The organism is Arthrobacter sp. NicSoilB4 (assembly GCF_019977335.1).
Taxonomy (GTDB): Bacteria; Actinomycetota; Actinomycetes; order Actinomycetales; family Micrococcaceae; genus Arthrobacter.
Window position 1 is genome coordinate 266,316 of record NZ_AP024653.1, and the last position, 13,520, is coordinate 279,835.

A 13,520-nucleotide genomic window follows, 5' to 3' on the forward strand; every position below is an offset into this window, starting at 1 on the left:
CTAGTGTTAACACCGGACGAAACTCAGCACACTTACGGTTCACGAGAGGCGATGATGGCCAAGCGAAGCAACCCGGCAGTAAAGATTGCCCAGAAGTCGGCACACAACGCGATGTTCGACGCTGACGGCAAGCCCAAGCCGGGCATCCACAACGTCCTCCTGCGGGCCGTCGAAGTCCAGCGCCCGCTCGTGCTGGCGAACCTCCGCCGGCTCCAGCGCAGGCATCCGCACGCCACCGCGGCACAGCTCGCAGCGACGCTGGAACGGGACTACCTCCTGGCCGTCACCGGCGGCGGCGCACTCGTGGGCGGGGCAGCCGTCATTCCCGGCGTCGGGACCGCCGCCGCGCTGGGCCTCTCTGCCGCCGCGACCGTCGGCTTCCTCGAAGCCACCGCGCTCTTCTCCACCTCCCTCGCCGAACTCCACGGTGTGCGGCTGGTGGACCCCGAGAAGGCCAGCACCCTGGTCATGGCGATCATGCTGGGCGAGGAGGGCACCGCGCTTTTGAGCTCGCTGAGCGGCCAGGCTGCGGGACAGGGCAAGGGCCCCACCCAGGCCTGGGGTTCCCTGTTCGCCCGCCGGGTTCCGCTGGCCGGCTTCGGCACGGTGCGGGAACGCATCCAGACCATGTTCCTCCGGACCCTGCTGAAACAACAGGGCACTGCCTGGCTGGGCCGGGCGCTGCCGTTCGGCATCGGCGCCGTCGTGGGCGGCGTGGGCAACCGGGTGATGGGCCGCGCCGTCGTCGCGAACGCCAAAGAGGCGTTCGGCCCGCTGCCGCTGGTCATCCCGGGGGAACTGGGCGGCCCGCCGCAGGCCGGCGGCCCGGCAACGGTGCAGGACTACGACGTTAAGGGCACGGCCCTGAAGGACACAAAGACCAACCCGGCCCAGGAAGGCGGCACGTTTTGGATCTGAACGCTGATCTGGGGGAGTCCTTCGGGACCTGGACCATGGGCGACGACTCAGCGATGCTCCCGCTGGTCACGAGCGCCAGCGTGGCCTGCGGGCTGCACGCCGGGGACCCCGTGACCATGCTGGACACCTGCCGTGAAGCCTACGAGCTCGACGTCCGCGTGGGCGCCCACCTCGGCTATCCGGACCTAGCCGGCTTCGGCCTTCGGGCCATGGACATCACCTTCGATGACCTCTTCGGCGCCGTGCTGTACCAGCTGGGCGCCCTGGACGGGGTGGCGCACGCCGTCGGCGCCTCGGTGGACTACGTCAAGCTGCACGGCGCGCTCTACGACCGGACCGTGCGCGACGCCGAGCAGGCCTCCGCGGTCGTCGCCGCCATCCAGGCCTACGATCCGGGCCTTCCCATCCTGGGCCTGGAGGGTTCCGCCCTGCTCGGGATCGCCCGGGAAGCGGGCAACCCGGTGTTCCATGAAGCCTTCGCCGACCGGGCCTACCTCCCGGACGGCACGCTGGTGCCGCGCACGGAGGAGGAATCCGTGATTGAAGACCCCGAGGAGATCGTCGAGCGGGCCGTTCGACTGGCCCTCAAAGGCGAAGTCCTGGCGGTCGACGGCACGGTGGTCACACTGACGCTGCATTCCCTGTGCCTGCACAGCGACACACCGGGCTCGGTGGCCGTGGCCGCCGCCGTCCGCGCCGCGCTGGAGAAGGCAGGCGTCGAGCTGGAGTCCTTCGCTTAGAGGCGGCCCGTGGGCTCCAGCCGTCCGGCCTTGCCCAGTGCCGTAAGGCCCTATCCGGGCCAGATTCCGGCCCATAGCTTGAGGGCATGACTGCCGGAGGCGCCGCGGGGTTGGACGGACCCGCCTCGGATGCAATGTTGAAGCTGGGCCGATTCTTCACGAAATGGGACCAGACCGAGGACGGCAGGGCGGTGTTCCGGGAGGGCGGCCGCAAAGGCGACATCTTCTACCGGGACCGCTGGAGCCACGACAAGGTGGTCCGGTCAACGCACGGGGTGAACTGCACCGGCTCCTGCTCCTGGAAGGTGTACGTCAAGGACGGCATCATCACCTGGGAATCCCAGCAGACCGACTACCCCTCGGTGGGCCCGGACAGCCCGGAATACGAGCCGCGGGGCTGCCCGCGCGGGGCTGCCTTCTCCTGGTACACCTACTCGCCCACCCGGGTCCGGTTCCCCTACGCCCGCGGCGTCCTGGTCGAGATGTACCGCGAGGCCAAATCCCGACTGGGCGACCCGGTGCTGGCCTTCGCCGACGTCGTCGGGGATCCGGAACGGCGCCGCCGCTACCAGCAGGCCCGCGGCAAGGGCGGCCTGGTCCGCGTCTCCTGGCAGGAAGCGACCGAAATCGCGGCCGCCGCTCACGTGAACACCATCAAGAACTACGGGCCGGACCGCTGCGCCGGGTTCTCGCCGATCCCCGCGATGTCCATGGTCTCGCACGCCGTCGGAACCCGCTTCATCCAGCTGATCGGCGGGGTGATGACGTCCTTCTACGATTGGTACGCCGACCTCCCCGTGGCCAGCCCGCAGGTCTTCGGCGACCAGACCGACGTCCCGGAATCCGGCGACTGGTGGGACGCCCGCTACCTCATGATGTGGGGCTCCAACGTCCCCGTCACCCGCACCCCCGACGCGCACTGGATGGCCGAGGTCCGGTACCGCGGCACCAAGGTGGTCACAGTCAGCCCCGACTACGCGGACAACACCAAGTTCGCCGATGAATGGCTCCCCGCCCAGGCCGGAACCGACGCCGCGCTGGCCATGGCGATGGGGCACGTCATGCTCAAGGAATTCTTCGTCGAACGCGACGTGCCGTTCTTCTCCGACTACGTCCGCCAGTACACCGACCTGCCGTTCCTGGTCCGGCTGGAACGGCGCGACGACGGCTCGCTCACCCCGGCCAAGTTCCTCACCGCCCAGGACCTCCCGGCGGAGTCGCTGGCCGAGGACGCGGCGTTCCGCACCGTGCTGTTCGACAAGAAGGCCGGCCGGGCCGCCGTCCCCAACGGCTCCCTGGGTTTCCGCTACTCCGGCAGCGGCGAGGGCAAATGGAACCTGGACCTCGAGGGGATCGATCCCGCGCTGTCGCTGCGCGAGGTCTCCGGCGAAAGCGCCGAGATCCTGCTGCCGTGCTTCGAGGACGCCGGCGGGGCCGGCAGCGTGCTCCGGCGCGGCGTGCCGGTCGTGGAGGTGGAAGGCCAGCTGGTCACCACCGTGTTCGACCTCATGCTTGCCCAGTACGGCGTGGGCCGCGACGGGCTCCCGGGGGACTGGGCCGCGGGCTACGACGACGCCGCGACGCCCTACACCCCGGCCTGGCAGGAGGAAATCACGTCCGTTCCGGCGCAGGCCTGCATCCGCGTGGCCCGCGAATTCGCCCGGAACGCCGAACAGTCCAAAGGCCGGTCCATGATCATTATGGGCGCCGGGATCTGCCAGTGGTTCCACGGCGACACCACCTACCGGGCGGTCCTGGCGCTCGTGATGCTGACCGGCTGCATGGGCCGCAACGGCGGCGGCTGGGCGCACTACGTGGGCCAGGAAAAGACCCGGCCGGTGACCGGCTGGCTGTCCCTGGCCAACGCGCTGGACTGGTCCCGCCCGCCCCGGACCATGATCGGCACCGGCTATTGGTACATGCACACGGACCAGTGGCGGCAGGACGGCTACTCCGCGGACGCGCTGAAGTCCCCGCTCTCCACCGGGGCCCTGGACGGTATGCACACCGCGGACGCGCTGGCGCAGTCCGCCAGGCTCGGCTGGATGCCGTTCTACCCGCAGTTCGACCGCAACCCGCTGGACCTCGCGGACGAGGCGGAGGCCGCCGTCGCCGCCGGCACCGCGCAGGACACCCCCGGCTACATCGCGGACGCGCTGAAGAACCGCACCCTGAACCCCGCGATTGAGGACGTGGACGCCCCGGAAAACTGGCCGCGGACCCTGGTGCTGTGGCGCTCCAACCTGTTCGGCTCCTCGGCCAAGGGCAACGAATACTTCCTGCGGAACCTGCTGGGCACCCACAACAACGTCCTCGGCAAGGACCATGCCGAGGGGCTCAAGCCCAAGGACGTGAAATGGCACGAGCAGGCGCCGGAAGGGAAACTGGACCTGCTGGTTTCCGCGGACTTCCGGATGACCTCCACCACCCTGCTCTCCGACGTCGTGTTCCCGGCCGCCACCTGGTACGAGAAGCACGACCTGTCCTCCACCGACATGCACCCCTTTGTGCACGCCTTCACCCCGGCGATCGACCCGCCGTGGGAAACCAAAACCGACTTCGACATGTTCCACCTGCTGGCCCAGGAGTTCTCCCGTCAGGCCAAAACGCACCTTGGCGTCCGCCGGGACCTGGTCAGCGTGCCGCTGCAGCACGACACCCCCGGCCAGCTCGCCCAGCCCGGCGGGATCGTGCGGGACTGGCGGGACACGTCCATTCCCGCGGTGCCCGGGCAGAACATGCCCATTTTTTCGGTGGTGGAACGGGACTACACGGCCATCGCGGACAAGCTGGCCGCCGTCGGGCCGCTGGCCGACAAACTGGGCTTCACCGTCAAGAACGTCACCTACAAACTGGCCGGAGCGCTGGACCGGCTCAGCCGTGCCAACGGCGTGATGCTCGGCGGCGCCGCGGACGGCCGCCCCGCGATCGACACCGACGCGAAAATGGCCGAGGCCATCCTGGCCTTCTCCGGCACCACCAACGGCGCGCTGTCCGTCCAGGGCTTCAAGGACCTGGAAATCCGCACCGGGAGGAAACTGGCGGATCTCTCTGAGGGCTCCGAGGAAAAATTCATCACCTTCGCCCAGACCCAGGCCGCCCCCGTTCCGGTGATCACCTCTCCGGAATGGTCCGGCTCCGAGACCGGCGGGCGACGCTACGCGCCGTTCACCATCAACATCGAGCGGCTCAAGCCGTTCCACACCCTGACCGGCCGGATGCACTTCTTTCTTGACCACGACTGGATCCGGGACATCGGCGAGGCCCTGCCGATCTACCGGCCGCCGCTGGACATGCACCGGCTCTTCGGCGAACCCAAGCTCGGCCAGGACGGGTCCATGGAGGTGGTGGTCCGCTACCTGACCCCGCACTCCAAGTGGTCCATCCACTCCGAATACCAGGACAACCTGCTCATGCTCTCGCTGTCCCGCGGCGGGCCGACCGTCTGGATGAGCCCAGCCGACGCCGAGTCCATCCAGGTCAGGGACAACGACTGGGTGGAATGCCTGAACATCAACGGCGTCCTCGTGGCCCGCGCGATCGTCAGCCACCGGATGCCCGCCGGCGTGGTCTACGTCCACCACGCCCAGGAACGCACCATCGACGTGCCCAAGTCCGAGGCCACCGGCCGGCGCGGCGGCATCCACAACTCCGTCACCCGGCTGCTGGTCAAACCCTCGCACCTGATCGGCGGTTACGCACAGCTGGCCTACGCGTTCAACTACCTCGGCCCCACCGGAAACCAGCGAGACATGGTGGCCACCGTCAGGCGTCGTTCCCAGGAGGTGCAGTACTGATGCGTGTCATGGCTCAAATGGGCATGGTCATGAACCTGGACAAATGCATCGGCTGCCACACCTGTTCCGTGACCTGCAAGCAGGCCTGGACCAACCGTGCGGGCACCGAATACGTCTGGTTCAACAATGTCGAGACCCGCCCCGGGCAGGGGTATCCGCGCCGCTACGAGGACCAGGACAAGTGGCAGGGCGGCTGGGTGCTGAACAAGCGCGGCAAGCTGGTCCTCAAGGCCGGGGGCCGGGTGAAGAAGATGCTCGGGATCTTCGCCAGCCCGGTCCAGCCAGAGCTCAAGGACTACTACGAGCCCTGGACCTATGACTACAAAACCCTTGTTGACGCGCCGCTGGGAGACGACTTCCCGGTGGCCCGGCCCAAGTCACTGATCACCGGGGCGGACACCAAGATCACCTGGTCCGCGAACTGGGACGACGACCTGGGCGGCTCCGCCGAGAACGGCCACCTGGACCCGATCGTGGAGAAGGTCCGGCGCGAATCCGAAGACAAGATCAAGTTCGCCTACGAGCAGACCTTCATGTTCTACCTCCCGCGGATCTGCGAGCACTGCCTGAACCCCTCCTGCATGGCCTCCTGTCCCTCCGGCGCCATCTACAAGCGCGTGGAGGACGGGATCGTCCTGGTGGACCAGGACAAGTGCCGCGGCTGGCGCCAGTGCGTCACCGGCTGCCCGTACAAAAAGATCTACTTCAACCACAAGACCGGCAAGGCCGAGAAGTGCACCTTCTGCTACCCGCGGGTGGAGGTGGGCCTGCCGACAGTCTGCTCCGAGACCTGCGTCGGACGGCTGCGGTACCTGGGCCTGTTCCTGTACGACGCCGACGCCGTCACCGCGGCGGCCGCCGTCGCGGACCCGCAGGAACTCTACGACGCCCAGATGGATGTGCTGCTGGACCCGAACGACCCTTCCGTCCAGGCCGACGCCCGGGCCCAGGGCATCCCGGAGGACTGGATCGACGCCGCCCGGCGCTCGCCGGTCTACGCCCTGGCCAAGGTCTACAAGGTGGCCCTGCCGCTGCACCCCGAATACCGGACCATGCCGATGGTCTGGTACGTGCCGCCGCTGTCCCCGGTGGTGGACCTGCTCCGCGACCAGGGGCACGACGGCGAGGATCACGGCAACCTGTTCGGCGCCATCGACGCGCTGCGCATACCGGTGGAATACCTCGCGGAACTCTTCACCGCCGGGGACGCCGACCGGGTCACCGCGGTGCTGAAGAAACTCGCGGCCATGCGCTCCTTTATGCGCGGCATCAGCCTCGGCAACGACCCCGACGACTCCATCCCCGAGGCCGTGGGGATGGACAGCCAGAGCATGTACGAGATGTACAGGCTGATGGCGATCGCGAAGTACGAGGAGCGCTACGTCATTCCCAAGGCCCACGTGGAACAGGCCCACGACCTCGAGGAGATGGGCTGCTCGCTGGACTTCGAGGGCGGGCCGGGCATGCAGGATTCGGCGCCGTTCGGCGAGGCCAGCGGCCGGCCGGTCCCGGTGGCGGTGGAAACCTTCAACGCCCTCCGCGACCGGCAGACCTCCGGTTCCGCGCCGGGTGAAACAACCCTGCGGGGCAGGGTTAATTTGCTGAACTGGGACGGCACGGGGGCACCCTCCGGGCTTTTTCCGGAGAAGCAACCTGGTGCGGAGCCCGCCGGCTCCGCAGCGGCCCCTCCGGCGGGGGACCAGCCGTGACCCGGCGCGTGCAGGTCGTCTACCTCGCCGCGGCTTGGTGCCTGTCCTACCCGGATGAGGAACTCATCGGCCGGGTGCCGCTCATGCGCGCGGCGCTGGGCGAGTTCCCGGGCGCGGTGCAGGACTTCCAGGAGGTCCTGGAGTCGCTGGAATCCAGGCCACCCATGGAAATCCAGGCCCAGTACGTGCGGGAGTTCGACCTCGGCAAGCGCCACGCCCTGCACCTGTCCTACTGGACGGACGGGGACACCCGGCGCCGCGGCGAGGTGCTGGGCAACTTCAAGAAAACGTACCGGCAGAGCGACATCCTGGTGGACACCCACGGTGAACTGCCGGACTACCTCCCGATGGTCCTCGAGTACGCCGCCCTGGTGGACCTCGCTGCCGGCCGCGGGCTGCTGACACGCTTCCGGGCGAGCCTGGAGATGCTCCGCTTCGGGCTGCTGCGGGACGAGCTGCCGCACGCGCGGATCCTGCAGGCCGTCTGCGCCACCCTGCCCGGTAAATCCCCGGCGGACGAGCAGGCCGTCATGCGGATGGCCGGCTACGGACCGCCCACCGAAGCGGTGGGCCTGGACCCCTACGATCCGCGCCTGCTGCCCGTGAAGGGGGCCTGAGCATGCTGCCGTCCGAAGCCGAGCCCGGATCCGCCGTCGAACTCTACGCACTGGACATCGTTCTCTGGGGCGTCCTGCCGTACGTCATGGTGGTGGTCCTGGTCGGCGGGCTGGTCTGGCGCTACAAATACGACCAGTTCGGCTGGACCACGCGGTCCTCGCAGCTGTACGAGTCCCGGCTGCTGCGGATCGCCTCGCCGCTGTTCCATTTCGGCCTGCTCGCCGTGATCGCCGGGCACTTCTTCGGCCTGGTCATTCCGATGGCGTGGACCCAGGCGGCGGGGATGAGTCAGGAGTTCTACCACTTCAACGCCCTCTTCGTCGGCGGGATCGCGGGCGTGGGAACCCTGGGCGGGATCCTCCTGCTGATCTACCGCCGCCGCACCACAGGGCCGGTCTTTATGGCCACCACCAACAACGACAAAACCATGTACGTGGTGCTCACCGCGGCAATTGTGTTTGGCCTGTGGACCACCCTGGCCAGCGTCTTCGAGGGCGAGCACGGGCACAACTACCGCGAAACCGTGGCCCCGTGGTTCCGCTCGCTGTTCATCTTGCAGCCGGACATTGCGGCCATGGCCGCGGCGCCGTTCTCCTTCCACCTGCACACGCTGGTGGGTATGGCGCTCTTCGTGATCTGGCCGTTCACCCGGCTGGTCCACGCCTTCACCGCCCCGTTCCACTACCTCTTCCGGCCCTACATCGTGTACCGGTCCCGGGACACGGAGCGGGCCGGCGCGGCAACAGGCGCCCCCACCGCGCGGACCACCGGCACGGCAGCCCGCCGCGGCTGGTCCGCCGTCGGAACCCGCGACCGGGACACCAGGAACCGCTGATGGCCGGATCCGAGACCCCGACCCGGTCCGCTCCCGCCGGGCGGACGCGCAACCTGGTGCTCGCCACGTCGGCGTCGGTGGCCGGCTTCTGGGCCTGGAACTCCGTGGCCACCCTCGGCGCCTTCTACACGGTGAACCTTCAGCTCACCCCGGCCGCCACCGGCGTGCTGGTGGCCATGCCGGTGTTCGTCGGCTCTCTGGGCCGGATCGTCGTTGGCGCCCTGACGGACAAGTACGGCGGCCGGGCGATGTTCACCTTCGTGCTGCTGGCCTCCATCCTGCCGATCCTGCTCGTGGCGGTCGGTGGGCTCCTCAGTTCCTTTGCCCTGGTGCTGGGTGCCGGGCTGCTGCTGGGCGTCGCGGGAACGGTCTTCGCCGTCGGGATCCCTTTTGTTAGTGCCTGGTACGAGCCATCCCGGCGCGGCTTCGCCACCGGCGTCTTCGGCGCGGGGATGGGCGGCACGGCGCTGGCGGCGTTCCTGAACCCGCGGCTGGTCGCAGGCATCGGCTACTTGCCCACGCACCTGCTGATCGCGGCGATCCTCGCGGTCATGGCGGCCCTGGTGTGGTTCCTGATGAAGGAAGCCCCGGGCTGGACCCGCAACAACCTCCCGGTTCTGCCCAAACTGCTCGACGCCGCGAAGACCCCGGTCACGTGGAAGATGTGCTTCCTCTACGCCGTGGTCTTCGGCGGTTTCGTCTCCTTCGCCACCTACCTGCCCACGTACCTCCGGGACGTGTACAGCTTCGATCCGAGCGGTGCCGGGGCACGCACTGCCGGCTTCGCGCTCGCAGCTGTGCTGGCACGGCCGCTGGGCGGCGTGCTCGCCGACAAGTTCGGGCCCAAGCCGATTGTGATCACCTCACTGACCGGCGTCGCGGTCCTGGCCTGGGTGGTGAACCTGCAGCCCGACGGCGAAGTCCCCGCCGGCCTGACGTTCGTCGCCATGGCGGCGGCGCTGGGCCTCGGGACAGGCGGGGTGTTCGCCTGGGTGGGGGTGCTCGCACCGGCGGGGAAAGTCGGCAGCATCAGCGGCGTGGTGAGCGCGGCCGGAGGCCTCGGCGGCTATTTCCCGCCGCTAATCATGGGAGCGACGTACGACGCCGCCACTCACAGCTACTCGATCGGGCTGACCCTCCTGGTGGTCACGGCGCTGGCCGCGCTGGCCTTCACGATCTTCGCCGTGCCGGGCCGGGCGAGGACCGTGAAGGCCAGCGCGGCCGCCTAGCAGGGGCGCCGGATTGTCAGCCGAAGGCCAGATGCGCCACCGTGAAGATCGCGAGCCCGGCGAGGGCTCCCACCACGGTGCCGTTGATCCGGATGAACTGCAGGTCCTTGCCGATCTGGAGTTCGATCTTCTGCGAGGTTTCCTCGGCGTCCCAGCGGGCCACGGTATCGGTGATCACTCCGGCAATGTCCGAGCGGTAGGTCCTGACGAGGTACCCCGCGGCGTCGCCGATCCATTTGTTCACCTTGCCGGCCAGTTCGGGGTCAACCACCAGCCGGGTGCCGAAGTCATGCACGGCGGCCTTGAACCGCACGGTGAGTTCGCTGTCCGGGTCGTCGACGGCGGAGAGCAGGGCGGCCTTGATGGTGCCCCAGGTGCGGGAGGCGAGTTCCCGGATCTCGGGATCGCCCAGGACCTGGGCCTTGATACCCTCGGCCCGGGCGATCATCACCGGATCATGCTGCAGGTCCTGCGCGAGGTCCTTGAGGTACTTGTCGATCGACAGGCGGACCTGGTGCTGCGGGTCGGACTGCACGGCGCGGGTGAACTTCAGGATCTCCACGTAGACTTTGTCGCCCACGAGCCCGTCGACGAACGACGGCACCCAGGTCGGGGAACGGTCCGTGACCAGCCGGTTGACCGTCTCCTGGTTGTCCCGCACCCAGTCCACCGTGCGGTCCACGAGCACGTCGACCAGCGCGTGGTGGTGCCCGTCTTCGAAGATCCGCTGAGCGACTCTGCCCACCGGAGGACCCCACGGCGGGGTGAGGAGATGCTTGCGGACCATGCCCTCGATCACGGCCTGGACGTCGTCGTCGTTGAGGACGGTGAAGGCGCCGCGGATGACGGCGGCGCCTTCCTTGGCGACCCGCTCGGCGCCGCCGGGCCCGGACAGCCAGGCGCCGGCCTTGCGGGCGATGTCAACGGAGGCCAGCTTTTCGTGGACCACCTGTTCGGAGAGGAAATTGGTTTCCACGAATTCGCCCAGCGAGGCGCCGATCTGGTCCTTGCGCTGCGGAATGATGGCGGTGTGCGGGATCTTGATGCCCATCGGGTACTTGAACAGGGCTGTCACGGCAAACCAGTCGGCGAGGGCGCCTACCATGCCGCCTTCGGCCGCCGCGCGCACGTATTCCAGCCAGGGGTACTGCTTCTGCAAGGCGAAGGCGACCACAAAGATGACGGCCATCAGGATCAGCAGCGAGAGCGCCAGCAGCTTCATTTTCCGCAGCGCGGACGCCTTCTCGGCGTCCATGGCGGCCAGCGTCTGGCGGCGCGCGGAAGCGCCGGCCGCGGCCTCCCCGGCGCCAGCGGGGCCCTTCGGACGGGTACTTGGCTCAGTGTTCACCTGCATGTGCCCAGCCTAGCCCCGCTTTGGCAGGGGTTGTCCGCTAACGTGTCAGCATGACGACTGACGAGTCCACCGCAGCCCGTCCGCTGGTCTACGCCCACCGCGGCGCGAGCGAGGCCTTCGCAGAGCACACCCGGGCCGCGTACCTGCAGGCGATCGCCGACGGCGCCGACGGCGTGGAGTGCGACATCCACCTCACCCGCGACCAGCATGCGGTGCTGCTGCACGACGCCACCCTGGACCGCACCTCGGACGGTACGGGCCCCGTGGCTGACCGGACGCTCCACGAGCTCCGGCAGCTGGACTTCTCCTCCTGGAAGGGAGCCAGGATCCCGGACGAATACGGCGGCAGGTCCACCCAGTTCCTGACCCTCCCTGAGCTGCTGGCGCTGCTGCGGAACGCCGCCCGGGAGATCGGCCTGGCGATTGAGTTCAAACACCCCAGCCCCTTCCAGCTCAAGCTGGAGGACCGGGTCCTGGAGGTCCTCTTGTCCGCAGGCTGGGACCCGGCGACGTCCCGGCTGGGGAACATCAACGTGTCCTTCATGAGCTTCAGCCCGGATTCGGTGAAGCACCTGCTGAAGGCGGTGCCGGCTTCCGCCGTGTGCCAGCTCGTGGACGACGTCAACGTCGAGGAAATCCGGGAGGAGCTAGGCCTGGGAGCGATCACCGGCGGTGCACTGGCGAACGTGATGAGGGCTGCGCAAACCGAAGCCGAGCGGATTTTGGACGACTGCGAAACCGGGCTCGCCGGACCGGGCATCGACTACGTCCGTGAGCATTCCCGGACCATCCGGCGCTGGCTCGGCTCGGGCCGCCGCTTCCGGGTGTGGACCGTCGATTCGGAAAACGACGTCGCGCTCTGCCAGGGGCTCGGGATCCACGAGATCACTACTAACCGGCCCGCGCAGGTCCTCGCCCAGCTGTCGGCCGGCGCCCGGAGCCTCTAACCCGGCCGCGTCCGGGACCAGGCAACAGGCTAAGCCGCGAATTGGAGCCACGCTGCCATAGGGTCCACGAGTAGTTCCTGTTGGGGATCCGGGCCGGGATCCGGCGCAGGGCCAGTACCCCGTTCGACGGCAGGTTCTCGTTTAGTGGCAGGCCAGCGTCCAGGTCAGCATCCGAGGGGGGTGCCCAGCCCGGGAGTCCGTTCGTTGCGAAAATTCGGGGTGGCCAGTGGGGTGGTTCCCAGTCCTGGTGTTCGCTCGGGTAGTGCCGGCCTGAGGGCGAGATCCATCCCGGCGGGTCGTTCATGGTGGCGCCGGCTGGTGTCCAGGCGGAGCGGTGTTTGAGGCGGTGGTGTTTGCGGCAGGGCTGGCCCAGATTGGCGATCCCGGTGGTGCCGCCGTCGGCCCAGGCCAGGAGGTGGTCGGCTTCGTTGTCGAGGGAGGAGCTGTTGCAGCCGGGGAACGGGCATTTGCCGTCACGGAGGCGGAGCCACTGGCGCTGGACCTTCGTCGGGCGGTAGCTGCTCCGGCCGATCTCCAGCGGTGCGCCGTCGCGGGGGTCGGTCAGGACCCGGTGGAACGAGTCGGCGCCGCCGGCGATCAGGCGGCGGGCCATGGACGGCGGGATCGGCCCGTACCCGTCCAGCATCGCCGGTTCGTCACTGGCGCCCAGCAGGGACATCACCGGGACGGTGATCAGGACCTGCGCCCGCGGGACCGGCACATCCCCGACCAGGCCAACCATCCCGGTCCCGCCGCCAGCGATCCCGTCCGGAGTCCCCGGGCCGGCGCTTGCGGTCCCGTTGCCGGTGAGGAGCAGGGCCGCGGCGATGTCGGCGCGGAGCTGGGTCAGGGTCCGGGCCTCGTCCGGGCCCTGGAGGGCGCGGGCCGCGGTGGTGGTCCGCTCCCAGATCCCGGCGGCGGTGTCGGCCGGGAGGTAGGCGTTGAGCCAGGCCATGCCGTCCCGGTCCGGGACGAACTCCACCCGCCGGTCCGCCGCGCACCTGGCGTGGCGTATTTCGATGCTGACCGGGTGGTGGCGCTCCCGCCACGTGCGGGCCTTGCCATCTCCTGGGCGGTGCGCTCCTGCGGGGACGCTGCGGGCGGCGTCAGAGCCCCGGCCGCGCTCACCTAGTCCGCGGTGAGCCGCACCTTCAGGGCCGCGGCCCGGGCTTCCAGCCGGGCGACTTCGGCGAGCCCGTCCAGGCAGGCATCCGCCAGATCCCGCAACGGATCCGAGCATTGCAGCGGATCAGCGCCGGACAGCAGGTCGGCCCCAGGCTGAAGGACAGGGTCCACGCCGGGCCCAATAATGGCACCAAGCACGGCAGTAGAAGCGGCGACGCCCGCCAAGGCCTCCCTGCATTCCGCACTCC

The 13,520-nt window shown here is 68.9% G+C and carries 9 protein-coding genes and 1 pseudogene; 8 read left to right on the forward strand and 2 right to left on the reverse strand.

The annotated features are described in order from the left end of the window. Positions 1-54: 54 nt before the first annotated feature. The 7 genes from LDO13_RS01295 (at position 55) to LDO13_RS01325 (ending at position 9,846) form a co-directional block, all read left to right on the forward strand. Positions 55-918, forward strand: coding sequence for a hypothetical protein (locus tag LDO13_RS01295; protein WP_224049855.1), 864 nt, complete (start codon positions 55-57; stop codon positions 916-918). After that, positions 909-1,658: a 5-oxoprolinase subunit PxpA gene (locus tag LDO13_RS01300; RefSeq protein ID WP_224048292.1), complete on the forward strand. Its 750-nt coding sequence runs from the start codon at positions 909-911 to the stop codon at positions 1,656-1,658. Before LDO13_RS01295 ends, LDO13_RS01300 begins: the two co-directional genes overlap by 10 nt. Before the next feature lie 86 nt (positions 1,659-1,744). Beyond that, the gene (locus tag LDO13_RS01305) at positions 1,745-5,455 is read left to right on the forward strand and encodes a nitrate reductase subunit alpha (RefSeq protein WP_224048293.1); all 3,711 of its coding nucleotides are present in this window, start codon (positions 1,745-1,747) and stop codon (positions 5,453-5,455) included. Further along, entirely contained in the window at positions 5,455-7,164 is a 1,710-nt protein-coding gene (gene narH / locus LDO13_RS01310) for a nitrate reductase subunit beta (protein ID WP_224048294.1), read from the forward strand. The genes LDO13_RS01305 and narH overlap by 1 nt, the downstream gene beginning before the upstream one ends. Then, complete coding sequence (narJ, locus tag LDO13_RS01315; RefSeq protein WP_224048295.1) at positions 7,161-7,781, forward strand: nitrate reductase molybdenum cofactor assembly chaperone; 621 nt, start codon at positions 7,161-7,163, stop codon at positions 7,779-7,781. Before narH ends, narJ begins: the two co-directional genes overlap by 4 nt. Before the next feature lie 2 nt (positions 7,782-7,783). After that, positions 7,784-8,617, forward strand: a complete 834-nt coding sequence (gene narI / locus LDO13_RS01320) for a respiratory nitrate reductase subunit gamma (protein WP_224048296.1) — start codon at positions 7,784-7,786, stop codon at positions 8,615-8,617. Beyond that, positions 8,617-9,846, forward strand: coding sequence for an MFS transporter (locus LDO13_RS01325; protein WP_224048297.1), 1,230 nt, complete (start codon positions 8,617-8,619; stop codon positions 9,844-9,846). The genes narI and LDO13_RS01325 overlap by 1 nt, the downstream gene beginning before the upstream one ends. A gap of 16 nt (positions 9,847-9,862) precedes the next feature. Here the strand turns inward: LDO13_RS01325 and LDO13_RS01330 are convergent, their stop codons facing one another. Further along, positions 9,863-11,200, reverse strand: coding sequence for a DUF445 domain-containing protein (locus LDO13_RS01330; protein ID WP_224048298.1), 1,338 nt, complete (start codon positions 11,198-11,200; stop codon positions 9,863-9,865). A gap of 50 nt (positions 11,201-11,250) precedes the next feature. Between LDO13_RS01330 and LDO13_RS01335 the strand changes: the two genes are divergently transcribed. Then, entirely contained in the window at positions 11,251-12,147 is an 897-nt protein-coding gene (locus LDO13_RS01335; protein WP_224048299.1) for a glycerophosphodiester phosphodiesterase family protein, read from the forward strand. Here LDO13_RS01335 and LDO13_RS01340 read toward each other — a convergent pair. After that, a pseudogene (locus LDO13_RS01340) lies at positions 12,092-13,413 on the reverse strand (DUF222 domain-containing protein). The gene LDO13_RS01335 and the pseudogene LDO13_RS01340 overlap by 56 nt on opposite strands. Positions 13,414-13,520 lie beyond the last annotated feature (107 nt).